Source organism: Rathayibacter sp. AY2B9, from assembly GCF_002931595.1.
Lineage (GTDB): Bacteria > Actinomycetota > Actinomycetes > Actinomycetales > Microbacteriaceae > Rathayibacter.
Genome location: NZ_PSUB01000017.1, coordinates 42,211 through 60,171, shown reverse-complemented (window position 1 = coordinate 60,171; position 17,961 = coordinate 42,211). Strand labels below are relative to the sequence as shown.

Below are 17,961 nucleotides of genomic sequence, written 5' to 3'. Positions count from 1 at the left end.
GGGTGCGTCCGTCTGAGGCGATGTGCTGGTGTGCGGGTCGGCCGGTCGGCTCGGAGGGCGGGGAGGGCACCGCACCGCGAGGCGCGGAGGGGCGCGGGGCGGCGGGTACGGTGAGGGCGTGGGAGCGGAGCGGACACGGCAGCGGATCCTCGAGGCGGCGACGGAGGAGTTCGCGGCGCACGGGCTGGCGGGGGCGCGGGTCGACCGCATCGCGGCACGGTCGGGGATGAGCAAGCCGATGCTGTACTCGCACCGGCCGACGGCGCGCGAGGCCGTCGCCGCCGTCGTCCGAGTCAGTGCGGAGGGGTACTCCGCGCCCGGCACTCCTGCCGGCTGCTTCGTGCTGAGCGAGCCGCGGCTCGAGGCCCGTCGCCGCGAGATGGAGGCGCTCGTCGCCGCACGAGTCGAGCGCGGGATCGAGGAGGGCGACGTGCCGCCGGAGACGGACGCCGGATCCGTCGCCGCCTTCGTCGTCGCCGTGCTCAGCGGGATGTCGACGCAGGCCCGCGACGGAGCACCGGCGGACCGCATCGCGGTCATCGGCGAGCTCGCACTCGGCGCGCTGCCGGCGGCCACGGGCGTGCGAGCCGCAGGGCGCACGCCGGGAGCTCCCGGATGAGGCCGCGTCGGCCGCGTCTCGGCCTCCTCGCCCTGGTCGTCGCGGGGCTGCTGCTGATCCAGCCCGCCGCGGCCTCGGCGGCACCGCTGCTCCCTCCCGCGAACGGCGTCCTCGACTACCAGCTGGGAGGCGCCTACGCTCCGGCGTCGAGCGTCACCATCGTCGACCGCGACCGCACGGACGCGCCCGCCGCCGGCCGCTACAGCATCTGCTACGTGAACGCCTTCCAGACCCAGCCCGGCGAGAGCGCCGCCTTCGCGAAGCGGCACCCCGAGCTCCTGGTGAGGCGAGCGGACGGGAAGCCCCTCGCCGATCCGGGCTGGCCGGACGAGTACCTCTTCGACGTCTCGACCGCCGCGAAGCGGACCGCTCTGCTCGCGATCGTCGGCGCCTGGATCGACGGCTGCGCCGAGGACGGCTTCGACGCCGTCGAGGCCGATAATCTGGACAGCTACACCCGCTCGGGCGGGAGGCTGACGAAGTCGCAGGCGCTGGCGTTCGCCACCCTCCTGACGGCGCGCGCTCACCGCTCCGGCCTGGCGATCGGCCAGAAGAACGGAGCCGATCTCGCCGCTGCCGGGAAGAGGACGGTCGGCTTCGACTTCGCCGTCGTCGAGGAGTGCCAGGTCTACGACGAGTGCGCGGCGTACACGGACGTCTACGGGCGCCAGGTCTACGAGATCGAGTACACCGACAACGGCCGGTCCGCCTACTCCGAGGCCTGCGCCGCGCAGGGCCGGAGCATCTCGGTCACCCTCCGCGACCGCGACGTCGTCCCCCGTGGCGCACCGGGCTACGTGAACCGGCACTGCTGACGCCGGGCGGACGCTACCGCAGGGCTCCCAGCACGACGGCCGCGGCTCGGGCGACCAGCGCGTCGTCGTAGTCCGCCTCGGGGTCGTTGCGCGACGAGAGGATCGACAGCACGACCGCGTCCCGCCCGGGAGGCGTCACCACGGCGACGTCGTTGCGGATCCCGCCGGCGCCCCCGGACTTGTCCGCGACGCTCCAGCCGGCTGGAGCGCCCGCCCGGACGAGAGTGTCGCCGGTCGCGTTGCCGCTCATCCAGTCGAGCAGGAGTGCCCGGTCCTCCGCGGACAGCACGTCACCTGTGGCGACCGCGGCGAGGTCGGCCGTGAACGCGGCCGGGGTGGTGGTGTCGTCGATGCTGCCGGGCTCGATCGTGTTCAGCGCGGGCTCCTCGTTCACCACCTCGGTGGTGGTGTCGCCGAGAGCCTCCAGTCCTCGGTCGAGGGCGGAGGGTCCGCCGAGGCGCCGGAGCACGAGGTTCAGAGCTGTGTTGTCGCTCCGGCGGACGGCCGCCTCGGCGAGCTGCGACAGCGGCAGGCCGGTGGCGGTGCTCTCCTCCGTGACGGGGGAGTAGCCCGCCGCCTCGACGTCGGCGACGGTCCAGGTGACCACCTCGTCCCGCTCGGCGGCGGGGACGGTGCGCAGGAACTCCGCTGCGGCGAGGGCTTTGAGGCTCGAGGCGAAGCCGAAGCGCTCGTCGGCCCGGTGATCGACCCGGCGACCCGAGCCGGTGTCGACGGCGCTGACGCCGATCCGGGCGTCGAACTCGTTCTCGAGCGCGGCCAGCTCGGCGGAGACGTCGATCGGAGGAGGGATGGCGGAGGACGCCGACGACGGCACGGAGGCGGACGACGGTGGCGCGACCGGGGCGTCCGCGGTGGTGGTGCACCCGGCGAGGGCCAGGAGGAGGGCGGAACCCGCGAGTGCGCGGAGGGTCCGCGACGACCCTCTCGAACGCTTCACAGCGCGGAGTAGACGACGGAGAAGGCGACGGCGGCCGCCGCGGTGACGCCGAGCGCCGCGAGCGAGACGAGTGCGCGCGGCCTCCTCCGCATGACGGCCAGGACGAGGAAGCCCGCGCCCAGGACGATCTGGAGCCACCAGTACACCGGACTCGTGGTGTCGGCGACCGCGCCCAGCGCCCAGACGCCCTCGCCGATCAGCACGCCCGAGAGCGGCGCGACAGCCAGGACGCGCCACGTCCTCGAGCCGTGGAGGGTGAGTGCGGCGGCGGCGCCCAGGATCGGCCCGGCGGGGACGGCGAGCAGCCAGAAGACGTCCGTGAAGGGAGGCGAGTAGCCGAAGCCGCGCGCCGCGGTCACCAGGTCGTAGCCCTCGAGAAGCGCCCAGAAGCTCAGCAGGCCGAGCGCGGCCCCCGCTGCCGGTCGGGCGCCGCCGAGGCGCACGAGCGCGAACACGAGCATGGACCAGCCCCCGGAGGAGTTGGCGAACGAGCTCACCGACGGTGGGAGGGAGCCCTGCAGCAGGCTGGTGAGCCCGCCCAGGACGAGACCGCCGAGCAGGGCGACGAGCAGAGCACGCAGGAGAGGCGGGCGGGAGGCGGCAGGGGGCATGGGGCGATTCTCGGAGACGGCGGGCGGGTGCGGATCAGGGATGACCCTGATCTCGGGGTGCGGGTGGATCACAGGTCTCGGGGTGATCCGCGCCGCCCTGGTGCAGTTCTCCCCACCCCGGCTCGGCGGCCCCGGCGGCCGATACGATGGACGCTATGCCTCGGATCCGACAGTCAGATGTCGAGGAGGTCAAGGCGCGGGTGAACATCGGCGACGTGATCGGCGAGTACGTCACGCTGAAGTCGGCCGGCATCGGCTCGCTGAAGGGCCTCTGCCCCTTCCACGACGAGCGCAGCCCCAGCTTCCACGTCCGCCCGCAGGCCGGCTTCTACCACTGCTTCGGCTGCCAGGAGTCGGGCGACGTCTACAGCTTCATCATGAAGATGGACCACAGCTCGTTCAGCGAGACCGTCGAGCGCCTCGCCGGGCGGATCGGCTTCCCGCTGCAGTACGAGGACGGCGACGGCCGCGCGCCCGAGACCGGCGGGCGAGCGCGCCTCCTCGCCGCGAACGACGCCGCGGAGGAGTACTTCCGCGAGCAGCTCGCGACCCCGGGCGCCGACGTCGGTCGGCGCTTCCTCGGCGAGCGGGGCTTCGACCGCGCCGCCGCCGACCGCTTCGGCGTCGGCTTCGCACCCGACGGCTGGGACGGGCTCACGACCGCGCTCAAGCGCCGCGGCTTCTCGGAGGAGGAGCTGACCACGGCCGGCCTGGTCAGCAGCAACAACCGCGGCGGCGTCTACGACCGCTTCCGCGGCCGCCTCGTCTGGCCGATCCGCGACGTGACCGGCCAGACCGTCGGCTTCGGCGCCCGCCGCCTCCTCGAGGAGGACAAGGGCCCCAAGTACCTCAACACCCCCGAGACGCCCGTCTACCACAAGTCCCAGGTGCTCTACGGGCTCGACCTCGCCAAGCGGGACATCTCCCGCGGGCACCGGGTGGTCGTCGTCGAGGGCTACACGGACGTCATGGCCTGCCACCTCGCCGGCGTCACCACCGCGGTCGCCACCTGCGGCACCTCCTTCGGCGTCGACCACATCAAGGTGCTGCGCCGGGTGCTGGGCGACGACAGCGGCGTCGGCGAGGTCGTCTTCACCTTCGACCCCGACGCGGCGGGCCAGAAGGCCGCGATGCGCGCGTTCCAGGAGGAGCACCGCTTCGCCGCGCAGACCTTCGTCGCCGTCGCGCCCGAGGGCCTGGACCCCTGCGACCTCCGCCTGAACCGCGGAGACGACGCCGTCCGCCGCCTCATCGACGACAAGAAGCCGATGTTCGAGTTCGTGATCCGGCAGCTGCTGGACCGCTACGACCTCGAGACGGTCGAGGGCCGGATCGCGGCCCTGCGCGCGGCCGCCCCGGTCGTCGCCGAGATCCGCGACCCGGCGCTGCGGCCCGGCTACTCCCGCGAGCTCGCCCGGATGCTCGGTTTGGACATGACCGAGGTCAACTCCGCCGTGCGCTCCGCCGGATCCCGGCCCCGCTCCTCCGGACCCGAGGGCCGCGACCAGCAGGGCGGGCGGGGCGGCGGCGAATCACCCGCGGCCGAGGCGCCCCTCGGCGCCCGCATCGCCGACCTCCCCGTCGACGTCGTCACGCGCATCGAGCGCGAGGCGCTGATGGCGATGCTCCAGCTTCCGCAGGCGATGGGTCCGGAGCTCCTGGCCAGGGCGGCGCACGCGGCGGTCACCAACGAGACCCTCCGCGTGGTCCGCGACGCCGTGGTCGCGAACCTCGAGCGGGCGGAGGACCGCGACTGGGTCGAGCACGTCGCCGACGACGTCCCCGGCCCCTTCGCCTCGCTGGTGCGCCAGCTCGCGGTGGCGCCCATCCCGGCCGCCGACGAGGAGGGGCTCGCCCGCTACTCCCGCGACGTGGCGATCTCGCTCATCGAGCGCGACCTGCTCCGCGAGATCGCCGAGCTGCGCGGGGCGCTCCAGCGCGCGTCCGCCGATCCGGTGATGGCGCGCGCGGTGCAGGTGCGCCTGGTCGAGCTCGAGCGCGAGAAGCGGGCGCTGCGCACGGAGTGAGCGTGTTGCGGTCGTGTGAAGAAATCGGCCGCACGCCCGTGCCGGTTCGGAGAGCGCTTCCAACTGTGTTACCTATGAGGAACAGCAATGCGGGCGTCCAGTGTCGTGACGCCACAGCCCACAGGAGATCTGTGCGCCGAGAGTCCGCGCGCCCGGAGCGCGCCCGCATCCCATCCTTGACAGGAAGAGGCAGACGGAGATGAATTCCGCATCCACTCGCGGCACCCGTGCACTGGCCGCCGCCGCAGGCTTCGCCGCGGTCGCGCTCGTGCTGACGGGCTGCGCCGCCGGCGGGAACGACTCGTCCGGCGGCAGCGCCGGAGGGGCCCTGACCATCGGCACCACCGACAAGATCACGACGCTCGACCCCGCGGGCTCCTACGACAACGGCTCGTTCGCCGTGATGAACCAGGTGTTCCCGTTCCTGATGAACACCCCCTACGGCAGCCCGGACGTCGAGCCCGACATCGCCGAGTCGGCGGAGTTCACCGCTCCCACGGAGTACACCGTGAAGCTGAAGGAGGGACTGAAGTGGGCCAACGGCCACGACCTCACCTCCTCCGACGTGAAGTTCTCCTTCGACCGCCAGGTCGGCATCGCGGCCGAGAACGGCCCTTCCTCGCTCCTGGCGAACCTCGACAGCGTCGCGGCTCCGGACGACACGACCGTGGTCTTCACGCTGAAGTCCGAGAACGACCAGACCTTCCCGCAGATCCTCTCGAGCCCCGCCGGCCCGATCGTGGACGAGGAGGTCTTCTCGGCCGACGAGCTGACCGCGGACGCCGACATCGTCTCGGGCGACGCCTTCGCCGGCCAGTACACGATCGCGAACTACGACGTGAACAACCTCATCCAGTACAAGGCGTACCCGGACTACCAGGGCGTTCTCGGCGAGGCGAAGACGGACACCGTCAACGTCAAGTACTACGCGGACTCGTCCAACCTCAAGCTGGACATCCAGGAGGGGAACATCGACGTCGCGTTCCGCAGCCTCTCGGCGACGGACATCGACGACCTCCGCGGCAACGACACGGTTAAGGTCGTGGACGGCCCCGGCGGCGAGATCCGCTACATCGTCTTCAACTTCGACACCCAGCCCTTCGGCGCGACGACCGGTGAGGCCGACAGCGCCAAGGCCCTCGCCGTGCGCCAGGCCGTCGCCGACCTGATCGACCGCGACGAGATCGCCGACCAGGTCTACAAGGGCACCTACACCCCCCTCTACTCCTACGTCCCCGCCGGCCTGACCGGCGCGGTCGAGCCGCTCAAGTCGCTCTACGGCGACGGCAACGGCGCGCCCGACGCCGACAAGGCGAAGGCGACCCTCGAGGCCGCCGGCGTCACCGCTCCGGTCACCCTGAACCTGCAGTACTCGAACGACCACTACGGTCCGTCCTCGGGCGACGAGTACGCGCTGATCAAGGACCAGCTGGAGTCGACCGGCCTCTTCACCGTGAACCTGCAGACCACGGAGTGGGTGCAGTACTCGAAGGACCGCTCGAGCGACGTCTACCCGGCGTACCAGCTCGGCTGGTTCCCCGACTACTCCGACGCCGACAACTACCTCTCGCCGTTCTTCATCAAGGAGAACTTCCTCGCCAACCACTTCGACGACGCCGAGGTGCAGAGCCTGATCGCGCAGCAGGTCTCGACCACCGACGCCGACGCGCGCACCGCGCTGATCGAGCAGATCCAGGAGAAGGTCGCGGCGCAGCTCTCGACCGTCCCCTACCTGCAGGGCTCGCAGGTCGCGGTCGTCGGCAGCACCGTGAGCGGAGCCGAGGACACCCTCGACGCCTCGTTCAAGTTCCGCTACGCGGCACTCAGCAAGGGCTGATCCACCCCCCTCGCGGCCGGCGCCTCCCCGACAGGAGGCGCCGGCCGTTCTCCACGAAAGGCATCACGTGACGACAGCCACGACGGCTGCGGCGACGGCGCCCACCCGGCGACCGCGCGGCTCCGGGGGCGGACTCGGGCGCTACCTGCTCGTCCGCTTCCTGCTCATCATCCCCACCGTCTTCATCCTCGTGACGCTGGTGTTCCTCCTCATGCGCTCCACGGGCGACCCGATCACGGCGGCCCTCGGCGGCCGCCTGACCGCGGACCAGCTCGCCGAGCGCGTAGCCGCCGCCGGCTACGACCGGCCGCTGATCGTGCAGTACCTCGAGTACCTCGGCAAGCTGCTGACCGGCGACTTCGGCACCACCCTGAGCGACAACCGCCCCGTCACCGAGGTGCTCCTCACCTACGGCGCCGCGACGGTCGAGCTGGCCTTCTACGCCCTGATCGTGGCGTTCCTGGTCGGCATCCCGCTCGGGATGCTCGCCGCCTACCACCGCGACCGCACCCCCGACGCGGTGCTGCGCATCTTGGCGATCCTCTGCTACGCGACCCCGGTGTTCTTCGCGGGCCTGCTGCTGAAGCTGGTGTTCTCCGTCTGGCTGAAGTGGTTCCCCGTCGCCGGGCGCGCCTCGACGAGCACCGAGCTCTCGCTCCAGTTCCTCGAGAACAAGACCGGCATCTACCTGATCGACGCGATCCAGACCGGCGACCCGGCCGCGATCTCGGACGTGCTCTCGCACGCGGTGCTCCCCGCCGTCGCACTGGGACTGCTCACCGCGGGCATCTTCCTGCGCCTGGTGCGCACCAACGTGATCGGCACGCTCGGCACCGACTACGTGGACGCGGCGCGCTCGCGCGGCGTCAGCGAGTTCCGGCTCGTCCGCACCCACGCCTACCGGCCGGCGCTCATCCCGATCATCACTGTGATCGGCTTGCAGATCGCCCTGCTGCTCGGCGGCGCCGTCCTCACCGAGACCACCTTCGAGTGGAAGGGCCTCGGCTTCCAGCTCGCCGAGTACCTCCAGGCCCGCGACTTCGTGGCCGTGCAGGGCATCGTCGCCCTGCTCGCCGTCATCGTGGCGCTCACCAACTTCATCGTCGACGTCATCGCGGCGCTCATCGACCCGCGAGTGAGGTACTGAGCATGAGCACCACCTCCCCGGCGCGTCCGCGCCGCCGCCTCGTCGACCGCCTGCCGGTCGTCCACCAGCTCCGGCAGAGCGTCGGCCTCCAGCGGGGAATGCTCGTCACCGGCCTGATCATCACCGGCGCGTTCCTGCTGGTGGCCCTGTTCGCGCCCCTGATCGCGCCCTACGGCTACTCGCAGCTGCGCTCGGGCGGCGAGTCGTTCGGCGCGCAGGAGCCGCCGAGCGCGGAGCACCTGCTCGGCACCACCGTCGGCGGCTACGACGTCCTCTCGCGAGTGATCTGGGGAGCGCAGACCGCGTTCCTCGTGATCGTCGTCGCCGTGGTCCTGTCGATCTTCCTCGGCGTCTTCCTCGGCCTCGTCTCCGGCTACCTCGGCGGCTGGCTCGACCGCGTGCTCGTCGTGATCTGCGACGCGATCTACGCGTTCCCGACCCTGCTGCTGGCGATCGTGATGTCGATCGTCATCTCCGGCGGGCAGTCGAACCTCTGGGCCGGCATCTTCGCCGCAGCGGTCTCGATCACCGTGGTCTACATTCCGCAGTACTTCCGCGTGATCCGGGCCGAGACCGTGCGGATCAAGGGCGACGCCTTCGTCGAGTCGGCGAAGGTCATCGGAGCGTCGACGCCGCGGATCATGTTCCGCCACGTCCTGCGGAACGCGACGCGCACGCTGCCGCTGATCTTCACGCTGAACTCCTCCGAGGCGATCCTGACCCTCGCCGGCCTGGGCTTCCTCGGCTTCGGCATCGAGCCGACGTCGGCCGCGGAGTGGGGCTACGACCTCAACAAGGCGCTGTCGGACGTCACGAGCGGCATCTGGTGGACCTCGGTCTTCCCGGGCCTGGCGATCGTGCTCGTGGTGCTGGGCATCACCCTCGTGGGCGAGAGCCTGAACGACCTCGCCGACCCGCGCCTGCGCGGTCGGCGCGCGGTGGCCGCCGGTGCCGGCGACGTCGCCGCGACGTCCGTCGTGCCGGGCGGCGTCCTCGCCGCCGACGGCCTGGAGACGCCGGGGCACGACCCCGTCGCCGGAGTGGAGGAGACGCGATGAGCGACCAGCGCATCGTCCGGGACGCCTCAGCGCGTCCGATCGTGGACATCACCGACCTCGAGGTCGCCTTCGCGAGCGACCGCGGCGCCGTCCGCGCCGTCGCCGGGGTGAGCCTGCGCGTCGAGCGCGGCGAGGTCCTGGCGATCGTCGGCGAGTCCGGCAGCGGCAAGACCGTGACCGCGAAGACCATCCTCGGCCTCCTGCCCGAGACGGCCACCGCCTCCGGAGTGGTCCTGCTCTCGAAGAAGGACGGCAGCGCGGCGACCGACGTCGTCTCCGTGCCGAAGGCCCGCCTCCGGGAGCTGCGCGGCACCGACGTCGCCATGGTCTTCCAGGAGCCGGGAACCGCCCTCAACCCGGTCTTCACGGTGGGCTGGCAGATCGCGGAGGGACTGCGCGCTCACGGCTCCGTCTCGAAGAAGGAGGCGCGCAAGCGCGCGATCGACGTCCTGCGCACCGTCGGCATCCCGGAGCCGGAGAAGCGGGTCGACTACTACCCGCACCAGTTCTCGGGCGGCCAGAAGCAGCGCGTCGTCATCGCGATGGCCCTGGTCCTGGATCCCGGCCTGATCGTCGCGGACGAGCCGACCACCGCGCTCGACGTGACCGTGCAGGCCGAGATCCTCGACCTGCTCCGCCGGTGCCGCGACGAGTTCGGCACCTCGATCGTGCTGATCACCCACAACATGGGCGTCGTCGCCGATCTGGCCGACCGCGTCGCCGTGATGTACCAGGGCGAGCTGATCGAGGAGGCGACGGTCTCCGAGCTGTTCTCGGCGCCGAAGGCCGAGTACACGAGGAAACTCCTCGCCGCCGTCCCGCACGTGGGCCAGGGCGTCGAGCGCGCCCGCGTCCGCGCCGTCGAGCGCGCCGAGGCCCCCGAGACCGAGACGCTCGTCGCCGCCGAGGGCCTGCGGATCCAGTACCCCGGCCGGCTCGGCCGTCCCGGCTTCGTCGCGGTCGACGGCGTCTCGCTGCGCATCCGCGCGGGCGAGGTGCTGGGCCTCGTCGGCGAGAGCGGCTCGGGCAAGACCACCATCGGGCGCGCCATCGCGGGCCTGACGCCGGTGACCGGCGGGTCGCTGAAGGTCCTCGGCAAGGAGATGCGCGGCATCCGCGAGCGCGCCTTCCGGCCGGTCCGCGGCGACATCGGCTTCGTGTTCCAGGACCCGGCGTCGAGCTTCAACCCGCTGCTCACCATCGCGGAGTGCGTGGCCGAGCCGCTGATCGTGCACGGACGGGCCGGCGACGCCGCCGGGGCGCGCTCGCGCGTCGACGAGCTCCTGGAGGCGGTTCAGCTGCCCCGCTCCTACGGCGACCGCTACCCGCACGAGCTCTCCGGCGGCCAGCGCCAGCGCGCCAGCCTCGCCCGGGCCCTCGCCCTCGAGCCGAAGCTGCTGATCGCCGACGAGCCCACCTCGGCGCTCGACGTGTCGGTGCAGGCCCGCGTGCTCGAGCTGTTCGCCGAGCTGCAGCGCGAGTTCGGCTTCGCCTCGCTGTTCATCAGCCACGACCTCGCCGTGGTCGACCTGCTCGCCGACCGCATCGCGGTGCTCTACCGCGGCGAGCTGGTCGAGGAGGGGACGGGGGCCGAGGTGCTCGCCGCGCCGAAGCACCCCTACACGCAGCGCCTGCTCGCCTCCCTGCCCGTGCCCGACCCGGTCGAGCAGGCCTCGAGGCGCGAGCTCCTGCGCAGCATCGTCGAGGCGGAGCGCCGGGCGTGAGCCGGACCGCCGAGGATCCGGCCCCCATCGTCGTCGACGACCTCAGCGTCGAGTACCCGCCGCGCGGCATCAGCCGCCGGTGGACGGCGCTGCGGGGAGTGAGCCTCCGCGTGGAGCCGGGGGAGGTGCTCGGGATCCTCGGCGGCAGCGGCTCGGGCAAGTCCACGCTCGCGCGCGTGCTCGGCGGCGACGGCCTGGGGCACGACGGCGGCCGCACGCGCCCGGTGATCATCGGAGGGGACGCGACGGTCGCGGGGCACCGCCTCCGCTCGCTCCCCGCCCGCGAGCTCAAGCGCTTCACCGTCGACGTCGCGCATCTCGCGCAGGACGCCGGAGCGACCCTCCGCCCCGAGCTGACCGTCTCGGAGCTGATCGCCGAGCCGATCTTCCTCCGCGACCGCCACTACGACCCGAAGGCCGCGGCGGTGCGGGTGGCGACGCTGCTCGACTCCGTGCACCTGCCGCTGTTCCTGCTCGACCGCTACCCCTACGAGCTCTCCAGCGGCCAGCGCCAGCGCGTGGCCGTGGCCCGCTCGCTCGTGCTCGGGCCGAAGGTGCTGATCGCCGACGAGCCGACCTCGGGCATCGACGCGACGGTGCGCGAGTCGATCGTCGACCTCCTCGCCGACCTGCGGCGCCGGGAGGGATTCGCGGCCGTCGTGGTCAGCCACGACATCGATGTGCTGAGCCGGGCGACCGACCGGATCGCAGTGCTGGTCGGCGGCGAGGTCGTCGCGTACGGGCCGCTGCTGGACGTGCTGATCGAGGCGCGGCACCCCTACGTGCGCGAGCTCGGAGCGGCCTTCGCCGAGTACGAGCGCTTCGACGCCTCCCGAGCGCAGCGCGTCGAGGCGGCCGACCAGTGACCGTCCCGCGCGTCGCGGTGCTCCCGCGGCCGAAACCGGTGTTCGCCGAGGCGGTCGAGTCGGGCGGGGGAGTGGTCGTCGGACTCGACGGGAGTCCGGACGCGCTGCTCTGGCTGTCCTACGGCCGCACGGACGAGCTGGCCGCTGTGCTGGAGGAGCACCCGTCGATCCGCTGGGTGCAGCTGCCCTGGGCCGGCGTCGACGTCTTCGCGCCCGTGCTCGCCGCGTCTCGCGCGGACGTGGTCTGGACCAGCGCCAAGGGCGCCTACGCGGAGCCGGTGGCGGAGCACGCGCTCGCGCTGGTGCTCGCCCTCCTGCGCTCGCTGCCGGAGCGGGCGCGCGCCGCGTCGTGGGGGCCGAAGAAGGCGGTCACGCTGCACCGCGCCTCCGTGGTGATCGTCGGAGCAGGAGGGATCGCTCGCGAGCTCCTGCGGCTGCTCGCCGTCTTCGACTGCCGGGTGACGATCGTCCGCCGCGGAGACGAGCCGGTGGAGGGCGCGGCCCGCACCCTGCCGGCGTCGCGGCTCGCCGAGGCCGCGGCGGACGCCGACGTGCTGGTCCTTGCCGCCGCCGCCACCGCGGGCACGGAGCGGATGGTCGACGCGGGTCTGCTCGCGCGGCTCCCCGCCCACGCCGTGCTCGTCAACGTCGCCCGGGGGAGCCTCGTCGACACGGACGCGCTCGTCGCGGCCCTCGCCGAAGGCCGTCTCGCGGGCGCCGCGCTCGACGTGACGGACCCCGAGCCGCTGCCGGACGGGCATCCGCTCTGGAGCGAGCCCCGGTGCCTGATCACGCCCCACAGCGCGGACACCCCCGAGATCACCGCGCCGCTCCTGGCCGAGCGCGTGCGCGCCAACGTGGCCGCCTGTGCCGCCGGCGGGCGGTTCGTCGGCCGCGTCGACCCGGGCTCCGGCTACTGAGTGCGCGCCCGATTTTGCGTTCGCGGAGAGTTTGCTAAAGTAGTACCGCGCTGATCGCCTCCGGGCGGTCGGATGATCCTCGATAGCTCAATTGGCAGAGCAATCGGCTGTTAACCGGTAGGTTCTTGGTTCGAGTCCAAGTCGGGGAGCGAAGGGTCCGGGACTCCACTCTCGGGCCCTTTTTTCGTGCCCGCGAGCGGTCGCCCTCGAGGGCCCACCCGCTCGGACCGACGATCGGAGGGGCGATGCGCGAGGACGTGCTCGCTCTCCTGCGCCGCCGCCCCGACGTCGAGGCGCCGGATCTCGTCGCCGTCGACGCCAGTGACCGTCTGCTGCTCGACCTCGCCGCCGATCGCGGCCGCCTCGCCGTGATCGGGGACGCCTACGGGGCACTGAGCCTCGGCCTCGCCGCCGACGGCCGTGCCGTGCGCGTCGTGCAGGACTCGATCACCGCCGAGCGCGCTCTCGCGCAGAACCTCGAGACGGTGCGGGGGTCGGGCGTCGATCTCGCGCCGATCGAGATCGTCGACTCCGTCGCGGAGGCCGTCCGCGACGCCGACGCGGTGCTCCTGCGCCTGCCGCGCTCGCTCGACGCGCTGGCCGCCGTCGCGGCCGGGACCGCACTCGCGAACCCGGCGGCGACCCTGATCGGCGCCGGCCGCATCAAGCACATGACCCGCACGATGAACGACGTGCTCGCCGTGCGCTACGAGCGGATCGACGTCTCCCTCGCCCGGCAGAAGTCGCGCGCCCTGCTCGCGAGCGGCGCGCTCCCCGACCAGCCGCCCGCGCCAGGGCCCGAGCGGCGCCGTCTGGACGAGCTCGACCTCGAGGTCGTCGCGCTGCCGGGAGCCTTCGCCGGGGCGCGACTGGACCTCGGCACCCGCGCCCTCCTCGCCGCCCTCGATGTCGACTCCCTTCCCGCGGGCACCGCACTCGACCTCGGCTGCGGAACCGGCGTCCTGGCCGCCGTGGTGGCCCGGGCCCGCCCCGACCTCGCCGTGACCGCGACGGACACCTCGCGTGCCGCGGTCGAGTCCGCCCGGGCGACCGCGGCGGCCAATGGGCTCGCCGTCCGCGTCCTCCGCGACGACAACGCCTCGACGCTGGAGGCGTCCTCCGTCGACGTCGTGCTCTGCAATCCGCCGTTCCACTCCGACGGTGCCGTCACCGACCTCGTCGCCCGGCGCATGCTGCGCGCGGCCGGCCGCGTGCTGCGCCCCGGAGGCGTGCTGTGGACGGTCTTCAACTCCCACCTCGCGCATCCGGCCGAGCTGCGCCGCGCGGTCGGGCCGACCACGGTGGTAGCGCGCGACCGCCGCTTCACCGTCACCCGCTCCGTGCGCTCCGACGGCTGAGTACGGCTCCGCAACCCCCTCCGCGGCCTCAGGTCCGCTGTCCGCGGCGCGGGTACGATCTCTCTCCGGCGCTCCTGTGCCGAACCCGTCCCGTCCCCCCGGAGGCCGTCGTGCTCGAAGTCGTCCTCGTCCTCGCCCTGATCGCCCTGGTCGCGGTCGTCGTGCTGTGGCGCCGCGCCGTCGGCGCCGAGCGCCGTGCCGCCGAGAGCCGTGCGGAGGAGGCGGCGCGCGTCGTCCGCCTCGAGCTGGCGGTCGGCGAGCAGGAGGCGAGGCTCCGCATCGTCGGCGAGCTCGAGCAGCTCGCGGTCCGCAGCGCCGCGCACGTCGTCGAGGAGGCCGAGAGCGTCCGGCTCACGATCGACCGCGACCCCGCCGCAGCCGCGCGGTCGGCGCAGCGGGCCGTGCGGGCGGCCGAGGCCTCGCTGGCGCAGCTGCGCCGCATCGCGACCGTCGCCTCCGTCGATCCGGGGGAGCTGCCGCGCACCGGCGGCTCCGTCCCCCTGATCGAGGGCGCCCGCGAGCGAGGCCTGAGCGTCCGCGAGGAGTCGTTCGGCGAGCCGTTCCCGCTGCAGGACGGCGCCGAGGTGGCCGTGCTCCGGGTGCTCGAGTACGCCTTCGACTCGGCGCTGGAGACCGGCGGCGCGGGGACCGAGGTCCGCATCAGCTCCCGATGGACGACCACGGGCCTCCGGGTGGAGGTCGACGACGACCGCGAGCAGCACGGCGCGGCGGAGCAGGACGCCAGCGCTCTCGAGGCGGACCTGCGCTCGCTCACCGAGCGCATCGACAGCCCCGCGCTCGCCGAGCTGCGCGAGCGGGCCGCCCTCTTCGGCGGTGACGTGACCGAGAAGCGGACGCCCGGCGTCGGCCGGAGCGTCACCGCCTCGTTCCCCGCGATCCGCCACCACAACGGCGTGCACGGGGTCGACCTGGCCTGAGTCAGTCCTCGAGGTGCTCCACGCCGGGCAGCCACGAGACGCCGGGGCCGCCCCAGCCTCGCTTCCGGGTGATCTTCGCGACCGGCTTGTGGTAGTCGTGCTCGAGGCGGTCGATGTAGAGCACGCCGTCGAGGTGGTCGAACTCGTGCTGGAACACGCGGGCGAACCAGCCGTCCGCGACGATCTCGAACGGCTCCTGCTCGAGGTCGACCGCGCGGAGGATCGCGCGCTCGGAGCGGCGGAGCGGGAAGCGCTCGCCGGGGAAGGAGAGGCACCCCTCCGACTCCGTGTCCTCGTCCGCCTCGCCGAGCGGGGTCGGCGTGACGAACAGCTCGGGGTTGATCGCGACGCCGCGGCGGGGGGTGCCGTCGTCGTCGGCGTAGTCGTAGACGAACAGTCGCAGCGGGACGCCGACCTGCGGGCCGGCGAGGCCGACTCCGGGGGCGGTGTCCATCGTCTCGAACATGTCGGCGACGAGAGTGCGCAGCGCATCGTCGAACTCGGTGACGGGGGCGGCGGGGGAGTGCAGGACGGGGTCGCCGGCGATGCGGATGGGGAGGACGGCCATGGGGGACAGGGTACCGCGGGGCCGTCGACCGGGTCCGCGAGGATCATCCGCTGGGCTCAGCCCCTCACCCGTGCGTCGGAGGACTCGCGGAGGCGTTCTGGGTAGGGTCGACCCCATGCCCGCCGATCTCGCCGAACTCCTCAACGACCCGGCGAAGTTCATCGGCATCCCGATCGCTCTCGTGGGCGCGGTGTTCCTCTCCCTCGGCGCGCAGTTCCAGCACCGGGGAGTGGCGAAGGTGGAGCGGTTCTCGAAGCGCTCCGGCTCCTCCGGGCTCAGCGGCGGCCAGCTGGTCGCGCTGCTCTCGCGCCCCTCGTGGGTGATCGGCACCCTGCTCCTGGGTCTCGCGATCGTCTTCCAGCTGACGAGCCTCGGCTTCTCCCCGCTCATCGTGGTGCAGCCGCTCGGAGCGGTGGCGCTCGTGATCACCGCGGTCGTCAACGCGCGGGTCAGCCGGGTGCGCTTGAACGCGGCGTCGATCCGGGCGATCGTGCTCTGCGTCGGAGGCGTCGGCACGTTCGTCCTCGTGGCGGCGTTCAACGCGGTCGACAAGTCCATCCAGACGCCCGAGCTCATCACGATCCTCGTGATCCTCGCCGTGGTGCTCACGGTCTTCGTCATCGCCTTCCGCGTCTTCCGCCGCGGAGCGAAGGCGATCTTCTACATCGTGGGCGCCGGAGTGGTCTACGGCTTCGTCGCGACTCTCGCGAAGGTCGTGCTCAACCGCATCAAGTACGGCGAGTTCGACCCGCTGACGGTGGTCTGCATCGTGGCGCTCCTGGCCGCGACCGCGCTCGGCGGGTACTTCGTGCAGAACGCCTACTCCTCCGGCCCGCCGGACCTCGTCGTGGCGGGCCTCACCGTCATCGACCCGCTGGTCGCCGTCGCGATCGGCATCGTCGTGCTCGGGGAGGCGCAGTACGCGGCCCCGTGGGCGATCCCGCTCTTCATCGCGGCCGGTGCCGTCGCCATCTACGGCGTCTTCCTCCTCGCCAAGCACCACCCGCAGGCGCGCTGACGGCGCGGGATCCCGAGTGGTGAGGACTCCTCTGCCTACAATGGGTCCGCGCCGAGAGCCACGAAACCGACCGACCTCCGCCGATCGCTCCCTTCTCTCCCCGAGCGGCACGACACCGATAGGACCTCCCGTGTCAGATCCCCGCGACGCGTCCCGACCGGGATCGCCCGACTCCCGACCGCTGACGGTCGTGATCGGCTGCGACACCTTCGCTCCCGACGTGAACGGAGCCGCGAAGTTCGCCGAGCGCCTCGCCGCCGGTCTCGCGCAGCGCGGCCACGAGGTCCACGTCGTCGCCCCCTCGGCCGACGGCTGGAGCGGCACCCGGGTCGAGACGCACGAGGGCCAGCGGATCATCGTGCACCGGCTCTACAGCTGGCGCTGGTACCCGCACGACTGGCTGCGCTTCGCGATGCCGTGGCGCATCCGGCAGAACAGCGCGCGCATCCTCGACGAGGTGAAGCCCGACGTCGTGCACTTCCAGTCGCACATCATCGTCGGCCGCGGCCTCGGGATCGAGGCGGCCAAGCGCGGCATCCGCATCGTCGGCACGAACCACTTCATGCCCGAGAACATGCTCGAGTTCACCCTCCTGCCGAAGGCCGTGCAGGCGAAGGCCGTGGCGATGGCGTGGCGGGCCGCGCGCCGCACCTTCGGCCGGGCGGAGGCGGTCACCACGCCGACCCGCAAGGCCGCGCAGTTCCTCGAGAAGTACACGGGCCTCCGGGGCGTCCACGCCATCTCCTGCGGCATCGACGCCGACAACTACACGCCCGACTTCGCGGCGCGCGCCGGCGACTCGATCCTCTTCGTCGGCCGCGTGACCGGCGAGAAGCACATCGACGTCCTGCTCCGCGCCGTCGCCCTGCTCGACCCGGCGCTCGACGCGAAGCTCGAGATCGTCGGCGGCGGCGACCAGATGCGCAACCTCCAGCAGCTCGCCGCGACCCTCGGCATCGCCGACCGCGTCCGCTTCACCGGCTACGTCTCGGACGCCGAGCTCAAGGAGGCGTACACCCGCGCCACCGTGTTCGCCATGCCGTCCATCGCCGAGCTGCAGAGCATCGCGACGATGGAGGCGATGGCCTCGGCCCTCCCCGTCGTCGCCGCCGACGCGATGGCCCTCCCGCACCTCGTGCACGACGGCGAGAACGGCTACCTCTTCGCTCCGGGCAGCGCCGAGGCCCTCGCCGAGCGCCTCACCGCCGTGCTCACGGCCGATCAGGAGGACCTCGAGGCGATGAAGCGCGCGTCCCTCCGCATCGTCGCCGCGCACGACATCAACCGCACGATCAGCACCTTCGAGAGCCTGTATCGTGGGGAGCCGGTGGCCGATCCGGCCTCCGACGCAGCGTCCGCACCCGCCGCCACCTGACGGCCGCTCGGACGGCCGCCGCGGGGCGTTAGCTCAGCCGGTCAGAGCAGCGGACTCATAATCCGTCGGTCACGGGTTCAAGTCCCGTACGCCCTACTCCGCTCCACCCGCGGTCGTTCCTC

The 17,961-nt window shown here is 72.5% G+C and carries 16 protein-coding genes and 2 tRNA genes; 15 read left to right on the top strand and 3 right to left on the bottom strand.

From position 1 onward, the window contains the following. Positions 1-118: 118 nt before the first annotated feature. Positions 119-619, top strand: coding sequence for a TetR family transcriptional regulator (locus C5C25_RS16890; RefSeq protein ID WP_104226690.1), 501 nt, complete (start codon positions 119-121; stop codon positions 617-619). Then, positions 616-1,434: an endo alpha-1,4 polygalactosaminidase gene (locus C5C25_RS14200; RefSeq protein WP_104250973.1), complete on the top strand. Its 819-nt coding sequence runs from the start codon at positions 616-618 to the stop codon at positions 1,432-1,434. The genes C5C25_RS16890 and C5C25_RS14200 overlap by 4 nt, the downstream gene beginning before the upstream one ends. Positions 1,435-1,447: 13 nt before the next feature. On the opposite strand, the gene bla is transcribed toward C5C25_RS14200, so the two are convergent. Continuing rightward, a complete protein-coding gene (gene bla / locus C5C25_RS14195; RefSeq protein WP_104250972.1) occupies positions 1,448-2,392 on the bottom strand; it encodes a class A beta-lactamase in 945 nt (314 codons plus the stop codon). After that, positions 2,389-3,003 (bottom strand): DUF6518 family protein, encoded by a 615-nt coding sequence (locus tag C5C25_RS14190; RefSeq protein WP_181133709.1) that lies wholly within the window; start codon positions 3,001-3,003, stop codon positions 2,389-2,391. The genes bla and C5C25_RS14190 overlap by 4 nt, the downstream gene beginning before the upstream one ends. Before the next feature lie 155 nt (positions 3,004-3,158). Here C5C25_RS14190 and dnaG point away from each other — a divergent pair, with 155 nt between their 5' ends. The 10 genes from dnaG (at position 3,159) to C5C25_RS14140 (ending at position 14,878) form a co-directional block, all read left to right on the top strand. Further along, positions 3,159-5,030, top strand: coding sequence for a DNA primase (dnaG, locus tag C5C25_RS14185; protein WP_104250971.1), 1,872 nt, complete (start codon positions 3,159-3,161; stop codon positions 5,028-5,030). Between the two features lie 199 nt (positions 5,031-5,229). Further along, on the top strand, positions 5,230-6,867 hold the full coding sequence (locus C5C25_RS14180; RefSeq protein ID WP_104223443.1) for an ABC transporter substrate-binding protein: 1,638 nt from the start codon (positions 5,230-5,232) through the stop codon (positions 6,865-6,867). 67 nt (positions 6,868-6,934) lie between these two features. After that, the gene (locus tag C5C25_RS14175; RefSeq protein WP_104250970.1) at positions 6,935-8,014 is read left to right on the top strand and encodes an ABC transporter permease; all 1,080 of its coding nucleotides are present in this window, start codon (positions 6,935-6,937) and stop codon (positions 8,012-8,014) included. A gap of 2 nt (positions 8,015-8,016) precedes the next feature. Then, the gene (locus tag C5C25_RS14170) at positions 8,017-9,072 is read left to right on the top strand and encodes an ABC transporter permease (RefSeq protein ID WP_104226685.1); all 1,056 of its coding nucleotides are present in this window, start codon (positions 8,017-8,019) and stop codon (positions 9,070-9,072) included. Beyond that, a complete protein-coding gene (locus C5C25_RS14165) occupies positions 9,069-10,796 on the top strand; it encodes an ABC transporter ATP-binding protein (protein WP_104250969.1) in 1,728 nt (575 codons plus the stop codon). The genes C5C25_RS14170 and C5C25_RS14165 overlap by 4 nt, the downstream gene beginning before the upstream one ends. Then, on the top strand, positions 10,793-11,662 hold the full coding sequence (locus C5C25_RS14160) for an ATP-binding cassette domain-containing protein (protein WP_104250968.1): 870 nt from the start codon (positions 10,793-10,795) through the stop codon (positions 11,660-11,662). The genes C5C25_RS14165 and C5C25_RS14160 overlap by 4 nt, the downstream gene beginning before the upstream one ends. Next, positions 11,659-12,582, top strand: a complete 924-nt coding sequence (locus C5C25_RS14155) for an NAD(P)-dependent oxidoreductase (RefSeq protein WP_258069425.1) — start codon at positions 11,659-11,661, stop codon at positions 12,580-12,582. Before C5C25_RS14160 ends, C5C25_RS14155 begins: the two co-directional genes overlap by 4 nt. Before the next feature lie 76 nt (positions 12,583-12,658). After that, positions 12,659-12,731 (top strand) — tRNA-Asn (locus tag C5C25_RS14150). 96 nt (positions 12,732-12,827) lie between these two features. Next, entirely contained in the window at positions 12,828-13,940 is a 1,113-nt protein-coding gene (locus tag C5C25_RS14145) for a class I SAM-dependent methyltransferase (protein WP_104250967.1), read from the top strand. Between the two features lie 110 nt (positions 13,941-14,050). Next, on the top strand, positions 14,051-14,878 hold the full coding sequence (locus tag C5C25_RS14140; RefSeq protein WP_104223449.1) for a hypothetical protein: 828 nt from the start codon (positions 14,051-14,053) through the stop codon (positions 14,876-14,878). Between the two features lies 1 nt (position 14,879). Here C5C25_RS14140 and def read toward each other — a convergent pair whose 3' ends face one another. Beyond that, positions 14,880-15,446 carry a peptide deformylase gene (gene def / locus C5C25_RS14135; RefSeq protein ID WP_104223450.1) on the bottom strand — a complete coding sequence of 189 codons (567 nt, stop codon included), beginning with the start codon at positions 15,444-15,446 and terminating at the stop codon, positions 14,880-14,882. Positions 15,447-15,561: 115 nt separating this feature from the next. Between def and C5C25_RS14130 the strand changes: the two genes are divergently transcribed. From C5C25_RS14130 to C5C25_RS14120, 3 genes are all read left to right on the top strand, one after another. Next, on the top strand, positions 15,562-16,464 hold the full coding sequence (locus tag C5C25_RS14130) for a DMT family transporter (RefSeq protein WP_104223451.1): 903 nt from the start codon (positions 15,562-15,564) through the stop codon (positions 16,462-16,464). A gap of 130 nt (positions 16,465-16,594) precedes the next feature. Beyond that, entirely contained in the window at positions 16,595-17,839 is a 1,245-nt protein-coding gene (locus C5C25_RS14125) for a glycosyltransferase (protein WP_258069424.1), read from the top strand. Between the two features lie 22 nt (positions 17,840-17,861). Beyond that, positions 17,862-17,935: transfer RNA gene (locus C5C25_RS14120), tRNA-Ile, on the top strand. The last annotated feature ends 26 nt before the right edge of the window (positions 17,936-17,961 follow it).

What these genes read in the sequence shown, in the direction of transcription:
- C5C25_RS14145 (WP_104250967.1), top strand. Translation starts at nt 12,828, where the DNA reads ATGCGCGAGGACGTGCTCGCTCTCCTGCGCCGCCGCCCCGACGTCGAG.
- dnaG (WP_104250971.1), top strand. Translation starts at nt 3,159, where the DNA reads ATGCCTCGGATCCGACAGTCAGATGTCGAGGAGGTCAAGGCGCGGGTG.
- C5C25_RS14170 (WP_104226685.1), top strand. Translation starts at nt 8,017, where the DNA reads ATGAGCACCACCTCCCCGGCGCGTCCGCGCCGCCGCCTCGTCGACCGC.
- C5C25_RS14165 (WP_104250969.1), top strand. Translation starts at nt 9,069, where the DNA reads ATGAGCGACCAGCGCATCGTCCGGGACGCCTCAGCGCGTCCGATCGTG.
- C5C25_RS14190 (WP_181133709.1), bottom strand. Translation starts at nt 3,003, where the DNA reads ATGCCCCCTGCCGCCTCCCGCCCGCCTCTCCTGCGTGCTCTGCTCGTC.
- C5C25_RS14180 (WP_104223443.1), top strand. Translation starts at nt 5,230, where the DNA reads ATGAATTCCGCATCCACTCGCGGCACCCGTGCACTGGCCGCCGCCGCA.
- C5C25_RS14200 (WP_104250973.1), top strand. Translation starts at nt 616, where the DNA reads ATGAGGCCGCGTCGGCCGCGTCTCGGCCTCCTCGCCCTGGTCGTCGCG.
- def (WP_104223450.1), bottom strand. Translation starts at nt 15,446, where the DNA reads ATGGCCGTCCTCCCCATCCGCATCGCCGGCGACCCCGTCCTGCACTCC.
- C5C25_RS14130 (WP_104223451.1), top strand. Translation starts at nt 15,562, where the DNA reads ATGCCCGCCGATCTCGCCGAACTCCTCAACGACCCGGCGAAGTTCATC.